Source organism: Paenibacillus sp. FSL M8-0228 (assembly GCF_038007385.1).
Classification (GTDB): domain Bacteria; phylum Bacillota; class Bacilli; order Paenibacillales; family Paenibacillaceae; genus Paenibacillus; species Paenibacillus polymyxa_D.
Genome location: NZ_JBBOXA010000001.1, coordinates 1152501 through 1178668, shown reverse-complemented (window position 1 = coordinate 1178668; position 26168 = coordinate 1152501). Strand labels below are relative to the sequence as shown.

At 48.2% G+C, this 26168-nt stretch carries 16 protein-coding genes, 14 tRNA genes, 2 rRNA genes and 1 pseudogene; 7 read left to right on the top strand and 26 right to left on the bottom strand.

Annotated elements, in window-relative coordinates; translation table 11 throughout:
• Positions 1-17 precede the first annotated feature (17 nt).
• The 5 genes from MKY98_RS05395 to MKY98_RS05375 form a co-directional block, all read right to left on the bottom strand.
• Positions 18-1373, bottom strand: a complete 1356-nt coding sequence (locus tag MKY98_RS05395) for an ABC transporter substrate-binding protein (protein WP_245231545.1) — start codon at positions 1371-1373, stop codon at positions 18-20.
• A 123-nt stretch (positions 1374-1496) separates the two neighbouring features.
• Complete coding sequence (locus MKY98_RS05390) at positions 1497-3086, bottom strand: response regulator (protein ID WP_069010317.1); 1590 nt, start codon at positions 3084-3086, stop codon at positions 1497-1499.
• A gap of 16 nt (positions 3087-3102) precedes the next feature.
• Positions 3103-4929, bottom strand: a complete 1827-nt coding sequence (locus MKY98_RS05385; protein ID WP_069010316.1) for a sensor histidine kinase — start codon at positions 4927-4929, stop codon at positions 3103-3105.
• A gap of 13 nt (positions 4930-4942) precedes the next feature.
• Positions 4943-6241, bottom strand: a complete 1299-nt coding sequence (locus MKY98_RS05380; RefSeq protein WP_069010315.1) for an alpha-glucosidase/alpha-galactosidase — start codon at positions 6239-6241, stop codon at positions 4943-4945.
• A gap of 134 nt (positions 6242-6375) precedes the next feature.
• Positions 6376-10401, bottom strand: coding sequence for a DUF5695 domain-containing protein (locus MKY98_RS05375; protein WP_069010314.1), 4026 nt, complete (start codon positions 10399-10401; stop codon positions 6376-6378).
• A 525-nt stretch (positions 10402-10926) separates the two neighbouring features.
• Between MKY98_RS05375 and MKY98_RS05370 the strand changes: the two genes are divergently transcribed.
• Together MKY98_RS05370 and MKY98_RS05365 are read left to right on the top strand one after the other, a co-directional pair.
• The gene (locus MKY98_RS05370) at positions 10927-11178 is read left to right on the top strand and encodes a VOC family protein (protein WP_341010679.1); all 252 of its coding nucleotides are present in this window, start codon (positions 10927-10929) and stop codon (positions 11176-11178) included.
• Positions 11179-11816: 638 nt separating this feature from the next.
• On the top strand, positions 11817-12887 hold the full coding sequence (locus MKY98_RS05365) for an SDR family oxidoreductase (RefSeq protein ID WP_069010313.1): 1071 nt from the start codon (positions 11817-11819) through the stop codon (positions 12885-12887).
• A 46-nt stretch (positions 12888-12933) separates the two neighbouring features.
• On the opposite strand, the gene MKY98_RS05360 is transcribed toward MKY98_RS05365, so the two are convergent.
• Complete coding sequence (locus MKY98_RS05360) at positions 12934-13314, bottom strand: winged helix-turn-helix transcriptional regulator (RefSeq protein WP_025685981.1); 381 nt, start codon at positions 13312-13314, stop codon at positions 12934-12936.
• Between the two features lie 195 nt (positions 13315-13509).
• On the opposite strand from MKY98_RS05360, the pseudogene MKY98_RS05355 reads away from it, so the two are divergent.
• A pseudogene (locus tag MKY98_RS05355) lies at positions 13510-14167 on the top strand (aldo/keto reductase).
• A 117-nt stretch (positions 14168-14284) separates the two neighbouring features.
• Here the strand turns inward: MKY98_RS05355 and MKY98_RS05350 are convergent.
• Complete coding sequence (locus tag MKY98_RS05350; RefSeq protein ID WP_069010312.1) at positions 14285-14971, bottom strand: TetR/AcrR family transcriptional regulator; 687 nt, start codon at positions 14969-14971, stop codon at positions 14285-14287.
• A gap of 137 nt (positions 14972-15108) precedes the next feature.
• Between MKY98_RS05350 and MKY98_RS05345 the strand changes: the two genes are divergently transcribed.
• Entirely contained in the window at positions 15109-16461 is a 1353-nt protein-coding gene (locus tag MKY98_RS05345; protein WP_029514780.1) for an MATE family efflux transporter, read from the top strand.
• Between the two features lie 91 nt (positions 16462-16552).
• Here MKY98_RS05345 and MKY98_RS05340 read toward each other — a convergent pair whose 3' ends face one another.
• On the bottom strand, positions 16553-16675 hold the full coding sequence (locus MKY98_RS05340; protein WP_256026018.1) for a hypothetical protein: 123 nt from the start codon (positions 16673-16675) through the stop codon (positions 16553-16555).
• Between the two features lie 197 nt (positions 16676-16872).
• Entirely contained in the window at positions 16873-17550 is a 678-nt protein-coding gene (locus MKY98_RS05335; RefSeq protein ID WP_081317513.1) for a TetR/AcrR family transcriptional regulator, read from the bottom strand.
• A 146-nt stretch (positions 17551-17696) separates the two neighbouring features.
• Between MKY98_RS05335 and MKY98_RS05330 the strand changes: the two genes are divergently transcribed.
• Positions 17697-18449, top strand: coding sequence for an SDR family oxidoreductase (locus tag MKY98_RS05330; RefSeq protein WP_069010381.1), 753 nt, complete (start codon positions 17697-17699; stop codon positions 18447-18449).
• A gap of 46 nt (positions 18450-18495) precedes the next feature.
• The gene (locus MKY98_RS05325; RefSeq protein ID WP_069010311.1) at positions 18496-19326 is read left to right on the top strand and encodes an SDR family oxidoreductase; all 831 of its coding nucleotides are present in this window, start codon (positions 18496-18498) and stop codon (positions 19324-19326) included.
• A 457-nt stretch (positions 19327-19783) separates the two neighbouring features.
• Here MKY98_RS05325 and MKY98_RS05320 read toward each other — a convergent pair whose 3' ends face one another.
• Positions 19784-20248: a phage tail protein gene (locus MKY98_RS05320; protein WP_069010310.1), complete on the bottom strand. Its 465-nt coding sequence runs from the start codon at positions 20246-20248 to the stop codon at positions 19784-19786.
• Between the two features lie 402 nt (positions 20249-20650).
• Here MKY98_RS05320 and MKY98_RS05315 point away from each other — a divergent pair, with 402 nt between their 5' ends.
• The gene (locus MKY98_RS05315; protein WP_029514776.1) at positions 20651-20989 is read left to right on the top strand and encodes a hypothetical protein; all 339 of its coding nucleotides are present in this window, start codon (positions 20651-20653) and stop codon (positions 20987-20989) included.
• A gap of 329 nt (positions 20990-21318) precedes the next feature.
• On the opposite strand, the gene MKY98_RS05310 is transcribed toward MKY98_RS05315, so the two are convergent.
• From MKY98_RS05310 to MKY98_RS05235, 16 genes are all read right to left on the bottom strand, one after another.
• Positions 21319-21398, bottom strand: a tRNA-Leu gene (locus tag MKY98_RS05310).
• A gap of 12 nt (positions 21399-21410) precedes the next feature.
• A tRNA-Arg gene (locus MKY98_RS05305) sits at positions 21411-21487 on the bottom strand.
• A 7-nt stretch (positions 21488-21494) separates the two neighbouring features.
• Positions 21495-21569: transfer RNA gene (locus MKY98_RS05300), tRNA-Gly, on the bottom strand.
• A 10-nt stretch (positions 21570-21579) separates the two neighbouring features.
• Positions 21580-21660 (bottom strand) — tRNA-Leu (locus tag MKY98_RS05295).
• Positions 21661-21672: 12 nt separating this feature from the next.
• Positions 21673-21748: transfer RNA gene (locus MKY98_RS05290), tRNA-Lys, on the bottom strand.
• Between the two features lie 7 nt (positions 21749-21755).
• A tRNA-Tyr gene (locus MKY98_RS05285) sits at positions 21756-21841 on the bottom strand.
• Positions 21842-21845: 4 nt separating this feature from the next.
• Positions 21846-21921, bottom strand: a tRNA-Thr gene (locus MKY98_RS05280).
• A 13-nt stretch (positions 21922-21934) separates the two neighbouring features.
• Positions 21935-22011, bottom strand: a tRNA-Asp gene (locus tag MKY98_RS05275).
• A 26-nt stretch (positions 22012-22037) separates the two neighbouring features.
• Positions 22038-22111, bottom strand: a tRNA-Met gene (locus MKY98_RS05270).
• Positions 22112-22137: 26 nt separating this feature from the next.
• Positions 22138-22213 (bottom strand) — tRNA-Val (locus MKY98_RS05265).
• A gap of 10 nt (positions 22214-22223) precedes the next feature.
• Positions 22224-22295, bottom strand: a tRNA-Glu gene (locus MKY98_RS05260).
• A 20-nt stretch (positions 22296-22315) separates the two neighbouring features.
• Positions 22316-22407: transfer RNA gene (locus MKY98_RS05255), tRNA-Ser, on the bottom strand.
• Positions 22408-22410: 3 nt separating this feature from the next.
• Positions 22411-22486, bottom strand: a tRNA-Asn gene (locus MKY98_RS05250).
• A 4-nt stretch (positions 22487-22490) separates the two neighbouring features.
• A tRNA-Ala gene (locus MKY98_RS05245) sits at positions 22491-22566 on the bottom strand.
• Between the two features lie 71 nt (positions 22567-22637).
• Positions 22638-22754: ribosomal RNA gene (gene rrf / locus MKY98_RS05240) — 5S ribosomal RNA — on the bottom strand.
• Between the two features lie 153 nt (positions 22755-22907).
• Positions 22908-25835, bottom strand: a 23S ribosomal RNA gene (locus MKY98_RS05235).
• Positions 25836-26168 lie beyond the last annotated feature (333 nt).

Here is a 26168-nt window from a genome sequence, read left to right as displayed (position 1 = left end):
GCAGCTGTCCCGCCGCATTATTCATCCGGGTATACGCCTTGAAGCAATGGCTGAATGATAGGTTCCAGTTCATCCAGCGCCTGCTGCGGCGTCTTCTTGTTCGTCCAGATCAGATCCAGCCCCGGGGTCAGTTTGGAACCGATATCAGGCCAGTTGCGAAGGGTCGAAGTTGTCGGCTTGATCGCATAATCTCTGGCATACTCAATGCCAGCCTTTTGAAATTCCGGTGGATGTGCGGCATTGTTCGTCCATGACTGGATAGCCTGCTCATCGGTATAATATTTTTCCTCGATAGGCATCCAAAGACCGGACTTGAACAGATCCACCTTTTCGGGATTGTTATGGTATAAATAAAATTCGAGCGCTTCTTTTGGGTGCTTGGTGCTCTGGAAAATGACCGTGGCTCCCGCAACAATCATCGTTTTGGGCTCTTTTAGCTTCGGCAGAACGCCGATACTCCATTGCAGCTGCTTGTTGTTCGAAAAATCAAGCAGGGACCAGGTTCCGTCCACCACCATCGCGACCTTCCTCGTCTGAAGACGAATCGTATTAGACGGCATGTCCTGCTGCTGGATCAAATCAGGAGAAACATGCTCCTTGAACACCAGATCCTGCAGCTTCTGAAAAACCTCCACCGACTCAGGACTGTTCAGGGTGTACTTCTTGCCCGTTTTGTCAGTCAAACCTCCGCCGTTGCTTGCTAAAAGCGGTCCCCAGGAGCTGCGGTCATTGCCGAAGGCAAAGCCGTACTGCACAATATTTTTCGGATCAAATCCACTGTCTCCCGGATGCTTGCCGTTCTGATCCTTGGTCAGCTTTTTGGCAATTTCCAGGAATTCATCCCATGTCCACGCTTTTTCAGGATCAGCCGGAGGGACGGGTACCCCTGCTTCTGTAAACAACTCCTTGTTGTAAAATAACTGCATCACTTCCAATGCGGTGTAATTGCCGATAGACTTGCCGGGTTCGCTGTAGAGATAGGAGGATTTGAGCTTGTTTTTTAATTCGGGATATTCGTCATAATAAGAGGATAAATCCAGGAGTCTGCCTTCACTTGCCCATTTCATTGTGAGGGAATCACCCAGGTAGGCGATATCAGGAAGCTGATTGGCAGCCATTAACGTGTTAATTTTCGTCGTGTAGTCACCAGGGACATGCTCGCCCTTCACCCGGATGTTCGGGTGGAATGCATTAAAGCTTTGAATCATTTTTTCCATCGCCTGCTTCTCATCATTGCTTCCCCAGTACATGAACTTGAGTTCGACCGCATTGGGATTAGCCGGTTCGCCAGCGTTACCACTGCAAGCCGTCAGCCCTGTCAACATCACCGTCATCACGAGAGCCATCCATGTCCGTAACCTTCGTTTCAGCAAATCAACCGGCCCCTTCCTGAACTGGTTTCTCCTTACAAGCCTATTATGCGCTGAGAGCCCAGAGCCGACCACCCAACGACTCCAGACTCTCTTTGTTTTGGTATGATTTTTTTAACAGCGCGTTTACAAAAATGTTTTACGAAACTCCGTCGGGGTCAGTCCAGTATGCTTTTTAAAGGCAATGCTAAAATAGTTCGTATCTGTGAATCCCACAAGCTCCGCTACCTCCGCCACCTTGCGATTCGGGTCCAGCAGCAGTTCTCGGGCTCGCTCAAAGCGAACACGCGTCTGGTAGTCGGCGAAGCTTTCACCTGTAACCTGCTTGAAACGGGTACTCAAATATTTGGGACTCATATTCATGTACTCTGCCAGACGGTTCAGCCCTCCATCCTCCTGAAGATGCTCCCGAATCCATTCCTTGGCCCGTTGGAATTTGCGGGGAATATCCTTCTCGCGTGATTCTCGGACATGTCGACCCACCCGAACAAAATAGCGCGATACATAATCAACCATCTCGGGCCCATGTCGTAATCGGGACAGTTCCAGCAACGGGTCCTGCTCCTGCATGGACGTTTGTCCTACAGATGCATCATTCTGAACGATCCGCATGACGAACAGCACGAGCTGGGTGACGATCATTTTCACCTGCTTGAATGGCAACCCTGCCAACTGTCCTGACCATTCCTGTAAAATCGCATGTACGGCAGCATCATTACCGGCTCGAATTTCCGTAATCATCAGCAGTTCCTTCTCCAGTAATTGACTGCTGTTTGGCTCGGCCGCCTGAATGCTCTCGTAGGGGATGATCTGGCTATAGCCCACCCACCCCCGATGCTCCGCCGCTTGCACGGCTTCCTCATACGCCTCGGGAAGTTGCTCCATCCGTTGTACAGGACGGCTAATCCCGATGGACACGCCCAGACTCAATCGTTCCTGCACGGCCTGCCGAATCTGCTGTGCCGCCCGCTCCGCCGCCCTGCAAGATGCCGTCGCCAGCAGCACAACACGCCGATCGCGGGAAACCGCTGCACTGTGCGCCTTCGCTCCGGTCGCTGCCGCAGCCTCCCCAGCCAGTCCAGCGAATACATGGCTGTTTTTATGCATGGAACCGTGTGACTTGCTAGCGGCTGCTTCCTGCTGCGACGCCTCCTCCAGCTCGCAACACAGCACGGTATAAGGCGGCCCACTCGTCTCGCCGAAAAATCTCAGCCCGTCCATCTCCCGAATGACCTCGGCTGCAGGACGCCGCTGCTGGAGCAAATCCAGCAGTAGATGCTCCCTGTACAATGGCTCCAATGAACGATGGCGGTGAATCGCTTCCTCCTCGCTTCTTCGCCATTGCGCAATACGATCCTCAGCCCGGCTCAATGCCGCTTCGAAATCCTCGCTGGTCACCGGCTTGAGCAAATAATCGACCGCTTGAAGCGAGACTGCCTGACGAATATACGTCATAGATTCGTACCCTGTCAGGAATAATAACGGGGTCTGCTGATCCTTGTCCCGAATGGTTTTTGCTACGTCCAGTCCACTCATATCCGGTAAATTAATATCCAGTAAAACCATGTCCGGTCGCTGCTCCGTATACAAACGTAATGCCGTTGCGCCGTCCCCCGCCACATCACTGACTTCCACTGATAGGCCACTTTCCGCCACCATCAGCTTCAGTCCTTCCCGAATATGATATTCGTCGTCCACAATCAGCAGCCGGTACATGCCATTCTCCCCTTTCTTATTCAGTTCGAATGGGTGCCAGTAAGGTAACCGAGGTGTACTGACCCGGCTCGCTTGTCACGGACAGTCCATATTGCGGACCATAATGCCCAAGACGTTCATGTACATTGCGCAGTCCAAAGCCAATAGCACTTCCCCGCTCGGCATCTAGCGACTTCCGAATATCGTCCAGACGCTCGGCTCCAATACCGCCCCCATCATCACTGACCGTCAAACGCAACATATCCCCTTCCCTTGTGCCGGATAACATGATATAGCCATGGTCGGTGCGCCCTTTTAAACCGTGGTAAATAGCATTTTCGACGAGCGGCTGGAGGATTAGTTTGGGTACATAAAATCCGCAAATATCCTCCTCTACCTCGCAAATCCACTCGAACGAATTCCTAAACCTGAACTGCTGCACCTTCACATAGGCGCTTACATGCTCAACTTCCTGTCCCAAACTGATTTGCTCTCGGCCATAACTTAGTGAAATGCGAAAACATTTACCGAAGGCACCGATTACCTCTGCCATATCCCGTTGCCCATTCGCCAATGCCATTCCCTTCAGTGACTCCAGCGTGTTGTACAAAAAATGCGGATTAATCTGCGCCTGAAGCGCGCGGAACTCAGCCTGCTTACGCGACAGCAACGCTTCGTAGACCTGATCGTACAGTTCATGATTTTTTTGCATCATATGAAGAAAACGCTCCCCGATCTGCCCTACCTCATCCTTAGGATTAAAAACAACGGAAGTAGGAGCTTCGAAAGCTTGGGCTGAGCCTGTAGCATTCACACTCCCATCGACCGCCATTAATCGGCTCAATTGAAGCAGGGGGCGACGAATCGTGTCACTCAGCCGATAAGACAGCATCCAGCCCAGCATCAGTGCAACCAGAAAAGTCCAGATGGTCCAGGCACCAATTTTCCGCGCATCCTCGAACAGCACAGACTGATCGACTTTTTGCAGCAGCGTCCATTGTCCTTCATTTAACGGGCCGTAAGAGATCATCGTTTGGCGACCGTTCCATGTTCTCCAGTCCTTCGTAAGCACTGGCCTATCCACAGCCGATTTAGCAATCTGCCGCAATAGCGCTTGATCCGCAACGCTTTGCTCCGGCAATCGGTATACAGGCTCGCCCTCCTGATCCAGCACCCACATCTGGGTATTGCCGTCTGTCTCATGAAAAGCAAGCCCCCGAAACAGACTAGCCTTGTCGATTTCCAGCAGCAAAAATCCGAGGGGTGCGTAATCTCCAGTCGTTTTTCGAAGTAGCTTCCCCACATAGATGCGATCCCTCGCCATCCCGCGTCCTGATTCAAACGGCGAATGAGCCATCCACATCATGGGCCGTTCGGCGAGCAGGCGGCGATAGTACACACGTGCTTCCTCTAATGTAGGAAGGCCGCCAAAACGGACCGAAACATTCCCCTGATAGAGAGAATGCTTGAGCCCGCCATTGGCGGCATATATGAGAGAGGACGTGATATACGGCTTGGTCTGGGTTTGCGTACGGACAACCATACTGAGTGTTTCATCGTTCCGTAAATATTCATAATCATCTTCCGGCTTGGTCTCCAGCATGGACTGCACATCAGGATTGCTGAGAATGGCATTGGTCAGGTCATTCAAATCGGAAAGCGTGGCATTGACGTAATTTTCACTCATTTGCCGAGACTGCATAGCTAATGCTTCTGATTTCTCACCGATGGAATGGGCCGCGATCTGGTAAAAGGTAAAGGTCAATACCACCATCGGAATGACGGTGAGTACCAGCGTCAGTACAATAAATTTCCCACGGATTGTAGGAATCCCGGCGAACTTTTGACGACCCCGGCCTCCCATTCATCTGTCTCCCTTACACATAGGGTGGGAGCCATTCCCCGTGCGCTGCGATCAGGTCATCACACAGAGAAACGATATCATCTATGGACAGCTCTGCGGACGTGTGCGGGTCCAACATAGCAGCATGATAAATGTGCTCCTTTTTCCCGGTGATTGCAGCTTCAATCGTTAACAGCTGGGTATTAATATTCGTCCGGTTCAGTGCAGCACATTGGGGTGGCAAATCCCCGACAAAGGTTGGCGTAACCCCGTTACGATTCACCAGACAAGGTACCTCTACACAGGCTTCCTTCGGCAGATTGGTAATTAAGCCTGTGTTCATCACATTGCCACCAATGGCAAAAGGCTGATTCGTTTCGATCGCCTCAAATATATAAGAGGCATACTCGTTTGACCGTTCATGACGCAAATCCTGATCGCCCAAAAGCTCCTCACGCATCGTTTCCCATCGTGCAATCTGGTTCACACAGCGGCGCGGGTATTCATCCAAAGGAATATTGAAGCGCTCGATCAGCTCAGGGTATGCCCGTTTGATAAAATACGGATGATATTCCGCATTATGCTCGGACGATTCTGTAATGTAATAGCCGAATTTTAGCATCATTTCAAAGCGTACCATATCATGATGCTTTTCCTGCTGTTTAGCGGCGGCTCGTTTTTTAATCTCAGGATATAAATCTACACCATCCTTACTCACTTCGAGCAGCCACGCCATATGATTGATGCCTGCGATTTTTGCCTTTACACCTTCCTGCTCCAGCCCAAGGCTTTTGAACAGCTCCGGTATACACGTCTGCACGCTATGACACAGCCCTACCGTACGGACACCGCCATAAACGTTCATTACATTCGTCAGCACTGCCATCGGATTGGTGTAGTTGAGAAACCAAGCATCCGGGCACACCTCACGCACGTCTGCCGCAAAATCGAGCATTACCGGAATCGTGCGTAAATTGCGGAAAATGCCACCAATGCCGACCGTATCGGCAATCGTTTGGCGCAGACCGTATTTTTTTGGAATTTCAAAATCCGTAATTGTACACGGATCATAGCCGCCCACCTGGATGGCATTTACCACATAAGTCGCTCCACGCAGTGCTTCCTTGCGGTCAGTGTAGGAGCGGATCACACAGGTGCTCCCTGTTGTTTTTTTCAAATTGGATAAAATATTTTCTGAATCTTTCAGCCTTACGGGGTCAATATCGAACAACGCTAGTTCAAAGCCCTGCAAAGCAGGCGTCAACATACAATCGCCAAGCACATTTTTAGCAAATACCGTACTGCCTGCACCCAGAAATGTAATCTTGCTCATACTTTATCCCCCATTCACATTTTGTTCGCAGCTTTGCACTCCAAATGCAAGGATACCCACCGCCACTCTCCCCTTTATAGGAGGAAAGTGACGATGGGAAAAATTAGTCATGACTATGCGTTGTTGCCGCCCATTCAGAATACCCCCGCTGATTTAGCGGAGCTGACAGGTCGAGGCGGTAAGGCAGATGTTACCGGGGATGTCGTAGTTGGCGGGGTTACTGAATTCTCCGGGCCAACCGGTGTTACCGATGGAACCGCAGCCCCTACCTCAATCACGGTTACCTTCGCCATTGCCTTTAACTCTGTCCCTTCTACTTTGCCCTTCAACTCAAACGAACCTGGAGCAGCATATTGTGCAGGGTCTATATCCTCCCATTCCACAGCCACCCATTTAGTGGAGCCTTCGCCATACGTAGCTTCCACTACGCTTGGCAGTTCGGGTTTTTCACCCGTACGAGTCGTCACGTTTACTTCTTTTAAAGCCGTAATTTTCTCGACTCCCGTTAGGCTTTGTGCTGTACCGGAGACCAAACCTGCTACCTCAGAAGCATTCAAAGCACGGCTGTAGATCCGGAATTCATCCACCAGACCATTGAAATAAGGATCAGGGTATTGAGATTTGCCGATAAAATTATTTTTGGTCTGTCCCAGACTGGTAGGATTCAGGGTCAAGTTGGTATTGCGTCCCACTTCTTTTCCATCCACGTATAAAATACCTGTGGAACCTGAAAGCGTGACCGCAACATGCTTCCATACGCCTGTCGGCAGTACAGGGCCTTCAATCGTCTGCTCCTGTCCCTGCCCGTTGCCTTGATTGGTAATGGCAAACAGCATGGTATTTCCTGCTTTAGGCGTCAGGAACATATATTCATTCGTCCCGGAGCCGAAGTCAAAAATCCGTACATAATCGCTCAGGCTGTTCGCTTTGACCCAGCCGGATACGGTCAATTGCTGTGCACGACTGACAATACCCGCCGGAAGCTGCACGTAGCTGTCCTTGCCGTTCAGGCTGACAGCATTGCCTGTTTTACCCGCAGCCCATGCAGCCGTTCCCTTCACGGCAGCATCATTGCCACTGTCCGAAGAATCCGCAACTACAGAACCGCTGGTTTCATCAAACTTGTAAACGGCAAGCTGTTCAAGTAACGGAGCGGCCGGTTCAGCTACCACCGTTACTTTAGCCTCCGCTGACAACTGAGAATCGCTGGCTGTCAGCTTGAACACATACGTTCCTGGCTCGGAAACGTCCACCTTCGTGCGAAGCGATGTTTTGCTGCTGAATGTGACCTTCGCGTCCTGTGGTCCTTCGACCAGACTCCACTCGCTCGTCACCTTTCCTTGCGGAAGTCCATCATCCGTAGCTGTGCCTTTCAAAATAATTTGATCCGGCAGCTTCACCTTCGAATCTTTGCCAGCGTCTACAACAGGTGCCTTGTTCGGATCAGGTGTGGTTGGTGTCAGCTCTACCGTGTAGGAGGATGCTGTACCAATCTCCAATTTAAGCTTGTTGGAAGGCGCATATGCATTAAACTTCCCTTGTGATTGACCGCCTACTTTAACCAAATACGTTCCTTTCTTCAAACCGTCAAATGTAATGTACGTGGAATGAGCTTGGCCTGGCGTTTGATTTTTCAACTGAAGCCATACATAATCCTTGGAAGTTGCCAGCTTGGCTTCTGTATACTGATCCTTTTCCAGCTCGATATACATCTTTTCCGTAATCAGATTGATTCGCTTGAACAAACCGTCCAGCGGCTTGATCGTATACACGTTGCCACTTTTGCTCACCTCTGCACCGTAGCCCGTCAATCCAAAAATCGGATCCATCGCGATATCAGCGCTTAAGGTTTTGAGCGCACCGAACAATCCGAGATCAGCCTCACCACTCATGCCGCGCCAGCCGTTAAAGAGCGGAACATTTTTACCGCCGCCAGTGCCGTTCGTGCCGTTATTGCCTTTTTCCGCTTGATACGTCCATGCGACCGCCCCGATGTTTTCAGGGTCCGAGCTGATTTGCCCGGAGTTAATCGCTCCGACATTGGCAATTTTAGCTGCATAGGACAACCGTTGTTGTTCCTCACGGTGATTGTCCTCATGATGGCGAATCCAGTCATCCATCGCATATCCAGCAAGCGAAGTCGTGTACTGGAAGTTAAACCAGTTCTCCCCGGTAATCGTCACCGGATCGGTGTAGTAGTACCATACGGGCATATGACCGCGTGCCGCACGGGTTTTGGCATTGATTTTACCCATCATTTCCAGGGCTTTACTTTGCTCGCCCTCTGTATCTATATTCTGCTTGGCTAACGTATATACAGCTTCTTCCCCTGTATTGTCATAGCTATATTCAGAACCATAAGGATACTTTGTATTTTTAAAATTGTTATATTTACGATCCATTTTTTCCTTAAGATCATTCGCTTCATCATCATAGCCTTCATCATGAAGTGCCTGAATAATATCCGGTGTGGTCAGTTCGCCCATCAAACCTGTTTCCCAGTTGTACGCGACTGGCCCTTCATACAATGCTTTGAAAATGTTATACGCCCGCAGCAAATACGTTTCCTTTGGATGCTTGTAAGTAACAAGATCCGGGTATTCCTTGGCAATCTTGTACATGCTGAAATACGTGTTGTATACATGCGGATAAGCATACCCTCGATAGGTCGGTGTATCGTTAGGCTCTGGCATCAAGAAATCATGAATTAAATAATCCTCATGATGTCCGTTCATCAGATTCGTCCAGATCGCCGTTTCCAAATAATCGTCTACGGCCCGCACCTCTTTAGCGACCGGAGACAGTGTGTTTTTCTCAGCCAGAAACTGTCCGTGCGTCAGACCCCAATCGTCTCCCCAGCCCCAGTAGCCGTTGAAAATGTTCCGTTTGGATTTGGTATGCATCATCCAATCGTCAAATACCTTGTCGCGCAGATCACCCGGTACATTCCATTGGGTTTTGTCGACCATAAATGTAGCGTGCCGTTGCAGCGCTTGATCAATCGGCTCGATGGCATAAAATTGTAGAACCGTTTTGCTGCCATTGCCGTATTCTACCGTTATGAAATTCGGACCCAATTTAGTAAATTTCAATTCATAAATGTGGTGTCCTCCAGCCTTGCTATCCGTCTCTGGAATAACGGTTCCGTCGGGATAGGTTACTTTGCTGATCGCCTGCTTGGAGCGCAGGTCCACCTTCGCCTTTTGATTCGTAGGCACGATCATGCCGGGTACGACTGTTGTATCCACCAAGTTTTCTTGGTACAACGTATCTTTTACATCATGCTCGTCCTTCACAGCCAGAAACTTGAAGCCATAGTTTTTGCTTTGACCGGGATTCAGGATCAGGCTTGTATTGGGCAAATAGCCCCGGTTGGTGGACTTGATGACATTGGAATGAATATAAAATACATTCAGCCCTTCCAGCCATTTACCTTCATTGGCCGGATTCCAGGCCCATTTGCTGCCCGGATGCTCCTCATCCCGCCAGTGATCCTGATATTCAAAACCCGCACCTGTTGTCGAATCAGGAATCAGCAAAAGGGAAGAGCCAATGCCGCTGGGACGCCCAGCTGTAATATAGGAGCTGTTATTGCCGACAAAGGAATGCGTCACCACTCTAGTTTCGTAGATCGCATCACCATTAGTCCATTGCTCATTAAAAGGCAGAGGCAAACCGAAATCGCCAATCTCCAATTTTTTCCCACTTGTATTCTGTACCTGTATATTCCACAACACCGAACCATTCGACTCTGCCGAATACGTTTCGATGACTTTAAAATTGCGTATGCCTTCTGCATTAGTAGAGTTCTCGTACGTGACAGTGACACGGTTACCACTGATTGTGATCTTGCGTGCGTCTGCCGACTTGTTCGTCCATGCTTTCGTCCAGCTACCTCCATCCAATCGATACGTGAACATCAGCTCCCCTAGCCACTGATGATCTGCGGTGTTCTGTTCAGGTGTTACCGTTGCGTTCATGACATACTCTGTCGGAAAAGCATCTCCCTTGATACGTATGGATGAAATTTCGCCATGCTCGCCTGTCTGAATCGTCAGCTTGTCATTGGATAGTTCATGGGCCTCTGCCGTATGCACTCCAAACAACACAGACGCTGTGGTTAAAAATAAAAACGCCGCCAATATTCCCTTAAATTTCATCAACACGGCCTCCTTTTGGATTTCGGGGTCCTGATTTGCTTGCCAATCACCTGAAGTCTCTTCATTTCGCCGCAACCTCCTTGGAAATGTAAGCGTTACAACTCTATTGTACAAATCCTTGTCCACTGGTGAAATCAACATTTTCAACCGATTTTTATAGGATTTCAACCTTTCGAGACCACCACTTTATCATTGAACTATCGTTTCTCGTTAGTTCAATGTTTTAATTCTACTTTAGTCCCAAAAATTTAATTTCAGTAATTATATGTTTCGCGCTGAGGGTGCTTATCTATAGACTGGATTACAAAACGCATTTCTACTTTGATGCGAAATCCATTTCTTGGCTAGATCGATACCTTGACGGAGACGATGCTGGAACAGAGAAGTAAATAAGTTTACTAAGGAAACCGCAGAATGCATGACAGGAATGTCATACCTTGCAGTTTCTTTTATAAGATTCGCTTCTGCTGCCAGAAGTAGAGTATAGTAGGAGTAGTTGAAAAAATATTCCAGGAGGCTACAGCCATGTCACAGGATATCTGGATTAACCTGCCGGTCAAAGATGTTGAGAGGTCAACTGCCTTTTTCAATGAGATTGGATTCCATGCGGTGAGCGTTGGTAACGAGAGATCCAAGCTTGCCATAGGCCAAACAACGATTCTGCTGTTCCCGGATGCGGCGTTTGAGCAATTCACAGGTTCAAAAACCGCAGATACTTCCAATACCGCAGAAGTAATATTTTCCATTCCATTGGCGCTGAAAGCAGAGAAGAAGTAGATGCCTTTATTCAAAAAGTAGAGTTTGCCGGAGGAAACATCTTTGGCAAGCCGAGTGAAATTGACGGCTGGATGTACGGCGCAGGATTTGCCGACCTGGATGGTCACCGCTGGAACCTGCTGTACATGGATGAGAGCAAAATGCCGAAACGCTAATATGAAAACGCCGGTCACCTGCTTAAGGTCACCGGCGTTTTTTACACCCCTATAATCTCATATCAGTAATTCAAATCAAAATGGTTGCTTAGAAGGAAAAATTCGTGGGTTAAACTTATACAAATCACCTGGGTTAGCCCGTATTAATTTATTGGTCTTACATAAATAATCAATATTAACGCATATTTGAACTAACCTGCCCGTTAGCTAAATAGACTGGCGAATCATGCCAGCAGTCTATATTATTTGAACTATCGTCTTCCGTTAACTAAAACTACCTTTGAAAGCTAGCGCCGAGTATACCCATCTACCATAATGATTAAGAAAGCAAAGAGAGAGTTGACTGACTTCTTTTCGTCTGGATATACCTCGATTACTTTAAAGTGCTTATGTCACTTTAATGTGCGTACTTCCTATGTATGGTTAGTTGATGCAAAATAATGTTGTACAAAGAAAGAATAGTACAGAGGGAGCTGAAACACTATGAATAATGAATCTACAACAACACGCAAAGTCGCCTTGGTCGTAGGTGCGAATGGTGTTATCGGTCGCAACCTCATTGATCACCTCATCTCTCTTCCTGATTGGGACGTGATCGGTGTATCGCGTCGCGGTGGAGAATCTAGCAACCATGTTCGATATGTGGCTGCGGATCTACTCAATATAGACGATCTTCACGAGAAGTTAAGCGATTTAACTGGGGTAACACACATTTTTTATGCTGCTTACCAAGACCGTCAAACTTGGGCTGAACTTGTTCCACCGAACCTCGCCATGTTAGTGAACATCGTAGAAGTGATCGAACCAATCGCGCCGGGCTTGAAACATGTCAGTCTGATGCAGGGATATAAGGTATACGGCGCACATCTCGGCCCGTTCAAAACTCCTGCTCGTGAGACAGACGCTAACCACATGCCTCCTGAGTTCAATATTGATCAGCAAGATTTTTTAGAACAACGGCAAAAAGGTAAGGCTTGGACTTGGTCTGCACTCCGTCCTTCTGTAGTCTGCGGCTTCTCGCTTGGAAATCCGATGAACCTCGCAATGGTCATAGCGATTTACGCTTCAATTTCGAAGGAACTTGGAATACCTTTGCGGTTTCCAGGTAAGTCAGGAGCTTACAACAGCCTCTTGGAGATGACAGACGCTGGGCTTCTCGCAAAGGCAACAGTATGGGCGGCGACCGACGAGCGCTGTGCGAATCAGGCATTCAACATTACGAACGGCGATCTGTTCCGTTGGAATGAGTTATGGCCGAAGATCGCTCAATACTTTGGTATGGAAACAGCCCCTCCGTTGCAAATGTCTCTGGACATTGTCATGGAGGACAAGGAGCAGATTTGGAACAAAATGGTTGAGAGGCATGGGCTTGCTCGGAATTCCTATAAAGACGTTTCCTCTTGGCTATTCGGCGATTTCGTGTTTGCATGGGATTACGATTTTTTTGCCGACGGAACTAAGGCTCGTCGTTTAGGCTTTCACGAATTCGTCGATACCGAAGCAATGTTTATGAACATCTTCAACGACTTCCGCAAGCGTAAAGTCATCCCGTAAACTACCGTATAAAATAAGAAAGCCGACCTTGTATTGGGTCGGTTTCTTAACTGTTATTCACGTCTGTAAGCATTGGATTAGCCAGAACAGTAGCCTTTCCCTCGTACTTTCTCTCTATATGCGAATCCCCCCAACGGCACATCAGATGTAGGAGTTCCTTTAGACTCCAGCCGTAGTCTGTCAACTCATACTCAACTCTAGGTGGTACCTGATTATAAGAAATACGTAAGATGACGCCCTCTTCTTCAAGCTCCCGAAGGTGCTGCGTTAACATCTTTTGAGTAATTGCGGGAATCAAGCTCTTAAATTCATTATTACGTTTCTTACCGAATGTCAAATGAAAGAGAATAACAGGTTTCCATTTCCCACCAATTACCTCTAAAGTTGCCTCAACTGCGGTGTTGTAAATTTTTTCAGTCTTTTTCACACAACTTGCCCCTTTTCGAATATTTCGAAACAGGTCATTGGTAACTCCTGATGAATTGGAGATATTAAATGTCCCTATTAAACATTATAACGACAACCAAATTATTAGGCTATCCTGCCCGTTAGTTGAACCCCGAATTAAATTAAGTTTTGCTTACATTCCGTAAAAGTATTTCCCTAATACTAAGGATTTTATATGCAAAAAGTAACTTTGAACAATGGGATTGAGATGCCTATACTCGGTTTTGGTGTTTATCAGATCCAAGATGCAAATGAATGTGAACAAAGCGTTTATGACGCTATTATGGCAGGCTATCGGCTGATTGATACCGCTGCCTCTTATCTAAATGAAGAAGCAGTTGGCAGAGCGATCAAACGTAGTGGCGTGGCAAGAGAGGAGTTATTTATCACTACGAAACTTTGGGTTCAGGATACTGGTTATGAGCGTACAAAAAAGGCATTTGAAAAATCACTGGAAAACGCACCCATTCAACCAGCAAATTGAAAATGCAAAATTTATGAAAGAGAATAATGTTCAGATCGAATCCTGGGCGCCTTTTGCTGAAGGGAAAAACAACTTGTTCCAGCATGAAATATTGGTATCCATAGCTGAAAAATATAATAAATCCGTTGCTCAGGTGGTTTTACGCTGGTTGGCACAAAGAGAAGTTGTTGTGATTCCAAAGTCTGTTCGTAAAGAGAGAATTATCAAAAACTTCGATACCTTTGACTTCGAGTTAAGCCAGGAGGATATGGAGTCGATTACTACGTTAGATACGAAACAGAGCCTGTTCTTTTCACATCGCGATCCTGACATGGTGAAATGGATCAGTACCCGTAAACTCGATATCTAACCCTCTTTCAAAAGATCCCCGTAGGTTTTGATTACGCCAAAAGAACCAACAATTTAGGGTAAACGTAAACCTAATTGAAACCGCCCATCCAATAACCGGATGGGCGGTTTTTACATACTACTTCTCCTTCTCCTGCTCCTTTATCACCTGCTCAATCCCCAACAGAATCAGCTTCAAGCCGAACTCAAACGCCCCGTCGGTTCCCATCAGATTGAACAGCCCGTTCGTGAACATCCTCCGAAACAGTCCCACATCCGTCTCGCTCATGGAGTCCAGAAGGCGAATCATCTCCTCACCCGGATGCGCTTTCTGGTCCTTAAAGATAGCGGAGACATTGCGCTCATGCTGATAATCGTCTAGAACGAAATAGAAGACATAGTTCACAAGCGTAGTAACCACTTGCATTTTCTGCTCTTGCTCAAGCGGCGTCGATTCCACGCAGAGCAGCATACGGTTGGTGAACCGGATGATGTCCGGTTCGTGGGGCAGCGTCATCATCATGAGCTGCGTGGAGCAGGGATATCGGCTGAGCACGTTCCGTACCGTTACCGCAAGCCCCGTCAGCTGCTCCTTCCATTCCCCCTCGGAGTGGAACTCTTCCAGAATCATTTTCGATACCTGGTTGGCCAGACGCTGGTAGAGATGCTGTTTGCTCTTGAAGTACCAGTACAGAGAGGGAGCCTGAATCCCTAACCTATCGGCCAATCGTCTCATGCTTAATTTCTCGATGCCCTCCTCTCCAAGAAGCTCCCACGAGGTTTCCAAAATCTTATCCTCCGAAATCTGAGGTTGCTGCTTTTTCATGTCATCCGCCCTTTTATCTAACAGTGTAAGTTTATGCTTTACAGGTTCATTGGTTCATGATACCATCTAACACTGTAAGTCACAACCTAACAGTGTTAGACTGAAAGGCAAAATAAATAGAGAAAGTAGTGATCCGCATGGATGCAGAAAACCTCCATTACTTTGAAAAAGCACCGGTCGCAAAAGCCGTAGCTCACTTCGCTATACCCATGATGCTAGGCACGTCAATGAGTGTCATTTATTCCATCTTGAATGCCTATTTCCTTGGTACACTTCACAATACTGCCATGTTAACCGCACTCGCACTGACCCTGCCGTTATTCGCAATCATTATGGCGCTAGGCAATTTGATTGGCATGGGTAGCGGTACATTCATCTCCCGTTTGCTAGGAGAGAAAAAATATGATGAGGTAAAGCATGTGTCTTCATTTGCCTTTTACAGCAGTTTAGTTCTCGGTCTTATCGTGATGGCCGTGGGTCTCCCGTTGATCAATCCAATCGTTCATGGCCTGGGAGCAACGTCTGACTCCTTCGGATTCACGAAGGACTATGTCACGATTATGCTTATTGGCTCACCATTCGTCGTATTATTCTTCACACTGGAGAATATCGTGCGTTCGGAGGGTGCAGCAATCACATCGATGATCGGTATGATTCTCAGTGTTGTTATAAATATTATTCTCGACGCGTTAGTCATCTTCGTGCTCCATTGGGATGTGATCGGCGTTGCGTCTGCTACGGTCATTTCTAACTTGGTTGCGAGTGCATTCTACGCCTTCCATATGGGATATAAGAGCCAATTCTTAACCGTCTCCGTAAAATGGTTCAAGGCTACCAAGGACATTCTGAGCAATGTATTCAAAATCGGAGTTCCCGTCTTTATTATGAGTATCTTTTTGGGTGCAATGTCGCTCATCTTTAACCATTTTCTTGTCGAATACGGGGATCAGGCCGTAGCGGCTTACGGAATTTCATCACGTTTATTGCAATTTCCTGAGTTTATTCTGATGGGCTTATGCGAGGGAGTCGTGCCGTTGATTGCCTTCTCTTTCACAGCGAATAAATTACGCATGAAGAATACCATTGGATTTACGATCAAAGTGATTGTGGCGTTAGCAGTCGTATTCGGCATCATCGTCTATTTGATTTCCGACCACTTAATTGGTTTATTTACAAATGACTCGCAATTAATTGGAATGGGCAGCTACATTCTACATGTGACGTTCCTATCCTTGTTCATTACAGGAATGACCACATTGTTTACCGGGATCTTCCAAGCATCAGCGCAAGGAACTGCCGCGTTTATTATGTCAATTATTCAAGGAATTACTCTGATTCCTGTGTTGTTTATCGCCAATCAAATGAACGGCTTCCACGGGGTGGTCTGGTCGCTTGTCATTGCGGATGCGGTCGCATTCCTTGTTGGTGCCATCATGTTGTATGTTTTGCGGACCAAATTGCAGCCAGAATTGGATAAGTTAGTACAGTAGAAAACATATAACACCCAAGAAGGCAGGATAAGGACACTCCCCGACCCTGCCTTTTTTAGGTACATGGACGGGGAATAGGGCAATTGTCATTTTAAAAAGGAAAATGCCCCCTACCTGCACGATCTTGCTTATTCAGCGCCCCCATCGCCACACTCATCGGAAAGTTCTTACCTCTGAAGATCATCGTTCCCAGCGCAAACTTCGAGACGAGCAAATCCGTGCCTCCTAATCCCTTATATCTCACTTTTCAACGCTACTGTATTAACCTGTACTGCCCGTTACTTCCATGAAAGAGGGAGCATTTGCCGCGGCAGTGTGCTCCCTGTTCTAAATTCAAATATCGTTTCCCGTTAGTTGAATCATTTCTGTGATTGATCCACCTTGTAGATTCTTCTGGTAAGCGCCTGGTCATCATCTGTCCATGATATTTGGAGCTGTTTGCGGGTTTTTGAGTGCAGGCAGTAGAATGCCATCGATTAGCGCTGTGAAGAAAGGCTTGTCGAACGGTTTGCGCTGGATGAGTCCGCGAAAAGAAGCCATTGAAGTAATGACCTGGCAAGCCATCTCAATGTCTGCGTGAGCGGGAATTTCACCGCGGACGACGGCTCGGTTCATAAGCTCACGGTTCACAACAACCCATGGCTCGAAAATCCCGGCTGTTCCTGCTTCGGCAAATTCCGGATGCTGCAAAAAGGAGCCTAGGCCCGCTAGGACTCGAAATTTGCGTTCTTCTTCCGCGATCGATTGCGGCTTCAAAAGCACGAGGAGATCTTCGCGCAAGGTTCCTGTATCAGGCAAGCTTTCGAGCTTAAGATGATTCCGATTCATCCAGGCCAAGGCGTCTCGGACTAACTCCGCCTTGGAAGACCAGCGGCGGTAAACCGTCGCCTTCCCAGCCTTTGCTCGAGCCGCGACCATGTCCATTGTCATACCATCGAAACTCGTATCGGCGAGGATGTCGATTGTCGCCTCAAGGATTTTATCATCCCGCGTGTGATCTCGCTTGCGGCCCAATGCTTGCGCAGGCTTTTCTGCCACGACCTCAGATAATTCGCCCCTCTCAGACATTTTCTTTTTTATTTTACTCATAAACTTAGCTCCTTTTAAAATATATATTTAGAAACTTATTAGTTCCGGAACTTTACAGTTTCGATTTTGTGTGATTTAATATCATTATCCCACATCCCACAGGAAATATATAGATGGTATCCCATACCAAAAAGGAGATTACAACCATGCAGGACAAACCCATTGCCTTGATCACTGGCGCCAATAAAGGAATAGGTTTACAAATTGCGAAGGATCTAGCGGAACACGGCTTCACCGTGCTCGTCGGATCACGCAGCCTCGAAAATGGAGAAACTGCTTCCAAAAGCATCGGTTCGGATGCGCACGCTCTCCAGCTCGACGTTACCGATCAGGACTCCATTGTTGCTGCAGCAGAGCGTATTCGGAACGAATTTGGTCATCTCGATGTACTTGTGAACAATGCGGCCATATCACACGCAGGTAAACCGGGCGATCCGTTTCCGAGCAGTGGCGCGACGAGCGGTCTTTTGACCGTTGCTTCGCTCGAAGACATTCGTTCGGTTTATGAAACTAATGTTTTTGGTGTCATTGCTGTCACCCAGGCCATGTTACCACTTTTACGTGAGGCTCCGGCAGCACGCATTGTCAACATGGGCAGCACCGGCGGCTCTCTTAGCTGGAACTCCATTCCAGAAAACTCACATCGTGCGATGTTTGGGGCCTATTCGGCGTCAAAATCGGCTGTTCATGCGGTGACTCTTGCCTTTGCCTTTGCGCTTGAATCGACAAACATCAAGGTCAATGCGGCATGTCCAGGTTTTACATCGACTGCGCTCAATAATTTTGCTGGCACTCGTAGTGTTGAACAAGGGTCGCGTGAAGCAGTCCGGCTTGCGATGATTGGTGCGGACGGTCCAACAGGAACGTTTTCAGATGAGGATGGACCCATCGCGTGGTAATTATAATTTATACAATAATGGTTAGTAGCTTAAGGGGGATTTCATGATGCGTGTTTTCGTAACAGGAGCAACAGGTTACATCGGTTCCGCTGTCGTCCGTGAACTCATGGATGCGGGTCATCAGGTCGTCGGTCTTGTGCGCTCAGACAATAGCGCTGCGAAACTAAAAAAGGCCGGGGCCGAAGTACACCGCGGTGACATCGACGATCTCGACAGCCTTCGTAGTGGTGCGGCTGCTGCGGATGGCATTATTCATCTGGCATTCAATCACGACTTCTCGAACTTCGCCAGGGCACTCACAGCAGATCTGCACGCCGTTGAAGCGATGGGGGCGGCGCTGGAAGGGTCCGGTAAGCCATTCGTGATCACCACGCACGCCAATGGAGTGGCAGCAGAAAACGTAGCGTTATTGCTGGCTGAGCGCGGAGTGCGGACATCAATCGTAGAGCTTTGTCCTTCGGTACACGGTGAGGGTGACACAGGATTTGTGCCGAGACTGATCAACATTGCCAAAACGAAGGGCTTCTCAGCCTATGTGGAAGGGGGGACCAACCGCTGGTCAGCTGTGCACCGCCTTGACGCCGCACATCTATACCGCCTTGCGTTAGAAAAGGCACCCGCCGGTTCACGACTAAATGGGGTCGCAGATGAAGGCGTGCCATTTCGCGACATCGCAAGTGTTATCGGTAAACACCTGAACGTGCCTGTAGTCAGCATTTCACGTGAAGAAGCAGACACCCACTTCGGCTTCCTCAGCACACTTGCAGCGCTCGATATCCCGAGATCAAGCGTTGCAACTCAGGAACTTCTGGGATGGCTGTCTGTGCAACCTGCACTGATCCACGACCTCGAACAGTCTCACTACTTCAACAACTGATTGGAGACGAGACCGAGAATCGATCATGGGCCGCTTAATAAAGCACTTGAGAAAAGCGAAGTAAGACATGGACTAACAACAACATGTATGAAATAGAAGTTTGGATATTAAAACAAGATCAACACGAGTGCATACCACACTAAGTGTTGTTACCTTCATTCGCAGCAAACTATTCTGGCTAATCGTATTGTTAGGCTCACTTCCCACAAGGAAATTTTTCATCTTCACTTATGGTATGGTTCACCGCGTTGGCTGAAAGGGCAAGTTCTCAAAAAAAATAGTCTCCTTATCAGAGACTACCCGCGATCTTCCTGTTTGATAATCATACGATAAGCGGTAGCTTTTCATCATTCTTTCAAAAAAGGGCAATCCTTTTGCGGGATAGCCCTTTCTTTAATTTCACTTTTTTGCAAAGAGAATAAGGTGCTGGATTCCTCCATTTGCGCTTTTGCTTACTTTAATATTGTCCTTTAATTACAAAAAACGAACCCCGAATTGTTCCAGCTAGTTTAGACTTCTGCCTAGCAAACTTAAACTTCCCTTCTAGCTCCTTTGGTACCTCCATCCCCTCAGAAAGCTTAAAACCAACAGCCCGCTTTTTAGGGTCATCCACCGTATACATGACATTGATTGCAAGACCATCCTCATAAAAAACGTAGGTAAATTGGATATTTTCCACTTGAAAACGCGACGTTTCTAAAGGTTTAGCCGCAAACGCAATATTACGTTCTTCTCTCAAAATTCGGTTCACATAATCAAGGCTCTCCTGGCTTTCGCTAGCTGGTACAACCGTAAATTCATACTTGTACTTGTTCATAAAATAACGGGCTTCATTAGCACGTAAACCAGCAAGCGCTTCTGCTACAGGTGAAGACTCTAAACCAACCGTAGATACATCTTTAAAATCAACGAGATACGACATTTCCATTCCTCCTCTTCTCTCTTTACGCCCTAACAGCTTCCGCATTTCACCAAAATCAAATTCATTTCTCAAGTTGTTGTAGAAACATACTTATAGCCAGACTTCAAATTAATTCTCTTATCTACCACATAGTATACCAAAATTGATTCAAGAGAAGATTTTGAATGGCGAATTTGTTAGTTTGTTAAATAGTGTTCACATAGACTGGTATTCACAAACACCGCTTTAAATATTCGACCAGCGAGATAAAACGATGCTGCCTATAGTTCCTCGAGGTCGGGAAATTAAGGACTCAGAGTATGTCCTACCAAAAAACTCTCGGCCTGTGTCCTGTACTTCCATTAAGGAGGTTCAGATTCACAAGCCAAAGATATTTTCATTCATGATGGTGGCCGTTAGGCCATGTTTGTTTGGAAAACTCCTCTGCATGGAAGGGGAGCACCCGCATACGTAAACCAAATGAGTATGATGCCTATCTATCATGAAAATATAGATGCATGGCTGAAGAATCATATCGTGCCTATCGTTGTACTAAACTTTGTAACGGTTACACACGAGCGCCAAATGAAAAAAATCGCTGGGGACGACAAGTTGTTGCGGCAGATGATCGCGGCTATGGACGAAGGCTTTCGCGTGTTAGAGGCCTTACGATATCCGCTAACGCCGGCCGCGCAAGCTTCATCTTCTAAAGCGCAAAAGTCTGTCGAGTTTCCCAACAGACTTTTGCGCTTTCTGTGTTGAGTTGGTGAAGTAAACTTAAAACTAACTTGCCCGTTAGTTTAATAAAAAGAGCAGACTTGAAGCGCCTGCTCAACATTGTGTGTTATTTAACTATCGTTCCTCGTTAGTTGTACGCCCTATCTTAATAACGCAAAAAAACGGAGGAGATTGCCTTGGGGTTTCTACTGCTTGTGATGTCGATAGAAATAGTTTAAAAGTAAAAAAGGAGAGATGGCATAAAAATAAGCCATCTCTCCTTTTTCATCTATATAAAGCGGGTAATGGGAATCGGACCCACGCTACCAGCTTGGAAGGCTGAGTTTTACCATTGAGCTACATCCCGAAATAGATGCCGGTGAGAGGACTCGAACCTCCACGGTTTCCCTCACGATTTTGAGTCGCGCGCGTCTGCCAATTCCGCCACACCGGCTTATGAAGTTAATGGCGTCCCCTGAGAGATTCGAACTCCCGACCTTTTGATTCGTAGTCAAACGCTCTATCCAGCTGAGCTAAGGGGACTAATAAATGGAGCGGACGACGGGAATCGAACCCGCGACCCTCGCCTTGGCAAGGCGATGCTCTACCGCTGAGCCACGTCCGCAAAAACAAGATGCGCGTGGAGGGACTTGAACCCCCACGTCAAAGACGCTAGATCCTAAGTCTAGTGCGTCTGCCAATTCCGCCACACGCGCATACAATGATAATGGTGAGCCATGAAGGACTCGAACCTTCGACACCCTGATTAAAAGTCAGGTGCTCTACCAACTGAGCTAATGGCTCGTAAAACTGGTGGAGGATGATGGATTCGAACCACCGAACCCGTAAGGGAGCAGATTTACAGTCTGATGCGTTTGGCCACTTCGCTAATCCTCCAATATGGTGCCGGCGAGAGGACTTGAACCCCCAACCTACTGATTACAAGTCAGTTGCTCTACCAGTTGAGCTACACCGGCGTATTAAGTTAAATGGCGGAACCGACGGGATTCGAACCCGCGATCTCCTGCGTGACAGGCAGGCATGTTAGGCCTCTACACCACGGTTCCAGAGGAAACTTCCTTAGTTGAAGTAATTGCGGGGGCAGGATTTGAACCTGCGACCTTCGGGTTATGAGCCCGACGAGCTACCGAACTGCTCCACCCCGCGACAGTAATAAATATTTATTTTTCAAATGGTGGAGGCTGAGGGGCTCGAACCCCCGACCCTCTGCTTGTAAGGCAGATGCTCTCCCAGCTGAGCTAAGCCTCCATACTGCTTATGACCCGTAGGGGATTCGAACCCCTGTTACCTCCGTGAAAGGGAGGTGTCTTAACCCCTTGACCAACGGGCCATATATCTATTATTAAGAGCTGGCGGAGAGAGAGGGATTCGAACCCTCGAGACGCTTTTGGCGCCTACACGATTTCCAATCGTGCTCCTTCGGCCAACTCGGACACCTCTCCACATGGCTCCCCGAACAGGACTCGAACCTGTGACAACTCGATTAACAGTCGAGTGCTCTACCAACTGAGCTATCAGGGAATATTGGTGGAGCCAAGGGGGATCGAACCCCTGACCTCCTGCGTGCAAGGCAGGCGCTCTCCCAGCTGAGCTATAGCCCCATCTAAAAAATCATTTTTGTATGTATAATCAATAGCCTGATAGGCGAAAAAAAAATCCCCATTATGGGGTTGCTTGGCGACGTCCTACTCTCCCAAGACCCTGCGGTCCAAGTACCATCGGCGCTGGAGGGCTTAACGGTCGTGTTCGGGATGGGTACGTGTGGAACCCCTCCGCTATCGCCACCAAACATGAAGTTGCTATGCAAATTCTTCCGTACGGTTATTCGGTTCATCACTTATCGTGTGAATGAATAGCCATGCGCTTGTTGTATGTCACTTGTACATACCTTCAAGGTTACACCCTGAAAACTGGATCCGAAACTCATTTGCGTTTTATTTTTTAGGATAAGCCCTCGACCGATTAGTATTGGTCAGCTCCATGCATTACTGCACTTCCACCCCCAACCTATCCACCTCGTCGTCTTCAAGGGGTCTTACATACTGGGAAATCTCATCTTGAGGGGGGCTTCACGCTTAGATGCTTTCAGCGCTTATCCCTTCCGTACATAGCTACCCAGCGGTGCTCCTGGCGGAACAACTGGTACACCAGCGGTACGTCCATCCCGGTCCTCTCGTACTAAGGACAGCTCCTCTCAAATTTCCTACGCCCACGACAGATAGGGACCGAACTGTCTCACGACGTTCTGAACCCAGCTCGCGTACCGCTTTAATGGGCGAACAGCCCAACCCTTGGGACCTACTTCAGCCCCAGGATGCGATGAGCCGACATCGAGGTGCCAAACCTCCCCGTCGATGTGGACTCTTGGGGGAGATAAGCCTGTTATCCCCAGGGTAGCTTTTATCCGTTGAGCGATGGCCCTTCCATGCGGTACCACCGGATCACTAAGCCCGACTTTCGTCCCTGCTCGACTTGTAGGTCTCGCAGTCAAGCTCCCTTCTGCCTTTGCACTCTTCGAATGATTTCCAACCATTCTGAGGGAACCTTGGGGCGCCTCCGTTACTCTTTAGGAGGCGACCGCCCCAGTCAAACTGCCCACCTGACACTGTCCTCGCACCGGTTTACGGTACCAAGTTAGAACCTAGATACGATCAGGGTGGTATCCCAAGGATGCCTCCCTTCAAGCTGGCGCTCAAAGTTCGACGGCTCCCACCTATCCTGTACAGATCGTACCCAAATTCAATATCAAGCTGCAGTAAAGCTCCATGGGGTCTTTCCGTCTTGTCGCGGGTAACCTGCATCTTCACAGGTATTAAAATTTCACCGGATCTCTCGTTGAGACAGCGCCCAAGTCGTTACGCCATTCGTGCGGGTCAGAATTTACCTGACAAGGAATTTCGCTACCTTAGGACCGTTATAGTTACGGCCGCCGTTTACTGGGGCTTCGGTTCATAGCTTCGCCCAAAGGCTTACCACTCCCCTTAACCTTCCAGCACCGGGCAGGCGTCAGCCCGTATACTTCGCCTTGCGGCTTCGCACAGACCTGTGTTTTTGCTAAACAGTCGCTTGGGCCTTTTCACTGCGGCCCCCTCGGGCTATTCACCCTACCGAGGCACCCCTTCTCCCGAAGTTACGGGGTCATTTTGCCGAGTTCCTTAACGAGAGTTCTTCCGCGCGCCTTAGAATTCTCTTCTCGCCTACCTGTGTCGGTTTGCGGTACGGGCACCTTCTCCTGGCTAGAGGCTTTTCTTGGCAGTCTGAGATCATGACCTTCGCTACTATAATTTTCGCTCCCCATCACAGCCCAGCCTTAACGATGTGCGGATTTGCCTACACACCAGCCTCACTGCTTAGACGGACATCCATCCGTCCGCGTCACTACCCTACTGCGTCACCCCATCGCTCATAACGGATTACGGTGGTACAGGAATTTCGACCTGTTGTCCTTCGACTACGCCTATCGGCCTCGCCTTAGGTCCCGACTTACCCTGAGCGGACGAACCTTCCTCAGGAACCCTTAGGCTTTCGGCGGATCTGATTCTCACAGATCTTTTCGTTACTCATACCGGCATTCTCACTTGAATGCAGTCCAGCGCTCCTTACGGTACACCTTCAACCCGCATTCAACGCTCCCCTACCCCTGATGCAAGCATCAAGCCATAGCTTCGGTGGTGTGTTTAGCCCCGTTACATTTTCGGCGCAGAGTCACTCGACCAGTGAGCTATTACGCACTCTTTCAATGGTGGCTGCTTCTAAGCCAACATCCTGGTTGTCTGTGCAACTCCACATCCTTTCCCACTTAACACACACTTGGGGACCTTAGCTGATGGTCTGGGCTGTTTCCCTTTTGACAATGGATCTTAGCACTCACTGTCTGACTCCCGGAACTAAATCTATGGCATTCGGAGTTTGACTGAGCTTGGTAACCCTTGCGGGCCCCGCACCCAATCAGTGCTCTACCTCCACGATTCTTCTTTCCGAGGCTAGCCCTAAAGCTATTTCGGGGAGAACCAGCTATCTCCGGGTTCGATTGGAATTTCTCCGCTACCCCCACCTCATCCCCGCATTTTTCAACATGCGTGGGTTCGGGCCTCCAGTGCGTGTTACCGCACCTTCACCCTGGACAGGGGTAGATCACCCGGTTTCGGGTCTACGTCCACGTACTAAAGATCGCCCTATTCAGACTCGCTTTCGCTGCGGCTTCAGCTCTTCACCTTAACCTTGCACGGGAACGTAACTCGCCGGTTCATTCTACAAAAGGCACGCCATCACCCATAAATAGGGCTCTGACTTCTTGTAAGCACACGGTTTCAGGATCTATTTCACTCCCCTTCCGGGGTGCTTTTCACCTTTCCCTCACGGTACTGCTTCACTATCGGTCGCCAGGGAGTATTTAGCCTTGGCAGATGGTCCTGCCGGATTCATACGGGGTTTCACGTGCCCCGCACTACTCGGGATCCGTCTCGGAGAGAACAAGTTTTGAACTACAGGGCTTTTACCTTCTCTGGCGGGCCTTTCCAGACCTCTTCATCTAACCGGTTCCTTTGTAACTCCATGTGAGACGTCCCACAACCCCAAGGAGCAAGCTCCTTGGTTTGGGCTAATCCGCGTTCGCTCGCCGCTACTGACGGAATCACTATTGTTTTCTCTTCCTCAGGGTACTTAGATGTTTCAGTTCCCCTGGTCTGCCTCTATTCTGCCTATGTATTCAGCAGAAAGTGACTGTCGATGAAGACAGCCGGGTTTCCCCATTCGGACATCCCCGGATCAAAGCTTGCTTACAGCTCCCCGAGGCTTTATCGTTGTTCGCCACGTCCTTCGTCGGCTCCTGGCGCCTAGGCATCCTCCGTGTGCTCTTTGTAGCTTAACCTTGACTTTTCTTTGATAAAAGAAAATGTCGATGTTCGATAAAGAATGATTTTTGCCAAAGGCAAAAGATTTTTCCTTACCTGCTACCTTTATTTCACTTGTTTACACAAGATCAGCTTAAAGGAATATTCTAAAACGCAATTTCGTTTCGGTATCCAGTTTTCAAGGTGCAATATTCTCCCCGGCTTTAACCCCGGAAAAATATCATATCAAATTCCTCAATACTTGAATACAAGTATATTTTGGAAATCCAATGTGAGAGTTTGAACTCTCAAAACTGAGCAACGAGTGAGTAAGTTCAGGATATTCATTTCATTCACACGAACGTGATGAA

Coding starts and splice junctions, on each gene's coding strand:
- MKY98_RS05390 (WP_069010317.1), bottom strand. CDS start 3,086: ATGTACCGGCTGCTGATTGTGGACGACGAATATCATATTCGGGAAGGA.
- MKY98_RS05385 (WP_069010316.1), bottom strand. CDS start 4,929: ATGGGAGGCCGGGGTCGTCAAAAGTTCGCCGGGATTCCTACAATCCGT.
- MKY98_RS05380 (WP_069010315.1), bottom strand. CDS start 6,241: ATGAGCAAGATTACATTTCTGGGTGCAGGCAGTACGGTATTTGCTAAA.
- MKY98_RS05375 (WP_069010314.1), bottom strand. CDS start 10,401: ATGAAATTTAAGGGAATATTGGCGGCGTTTTTATTTTTAACCACAGCG.
- MKY98_RS05370 (WP_341010679.1), top strand. CDS start 10,927: ATGTCACAGGATATCTGGATTAACCTGCCGGTCAAAGATGTTGAGAGG.
- MKY98_RS05365 (WP_069010313.1), top strand. CDS start 11,817: ATGAATAATGAATCTACAACAACACGCAAAGTCGCCTTGGTCGTAGGT.
- MKY98_RS05350 (WP_069010312.1), bottom strand. CDS start 14,971: ATGAAAAAGCAGCAACCTCAGATTTCGGAGGATAAGATTTTGGAAACC.
- MKY98_RS05345 (WP_029514780.1), top strand. CDS start 15,109: ATGGATGCAGAAAACCTCCATTACTTTGAAAAAGCACCGGTCGCAAAA.
- MKY98_RS05335 (WP_081317513.1), bottom strand. CDS start 17,550: ATGAGTAAAATAAAAAAGAAAATGTCTGAGAGGGGCGAATTATCTGAG.
- MKY98_RS05330 (WP_069010381.1), top strand. CDS start 17,697: ATGCAGGACAAACCCATTGCCTTGATCACTGGCGCCAATAAAGGAATA.
- MKY98_RS05325 (WP_069010311.1), top strand. CDS start 18,496: ATGCGTGTTTTCGTAACAGGAGCAACAGGTTACATCGGTTCCGCTGTC.
- MKY98_RS05320 (WP_069010310.1), bottom strand. CDS start 20,248: ATGTCGTATCTCGTTGATTTTAAAGATGTATCTACGGTTGGTTTAGAG.
- MKY98_RS05315 (WP_029514776.1), top strand. CDS start 20,651: ATGTTTGTTTGGAAAACTCCTCTGCATGGAAGGGGAGCACCCGCATAC.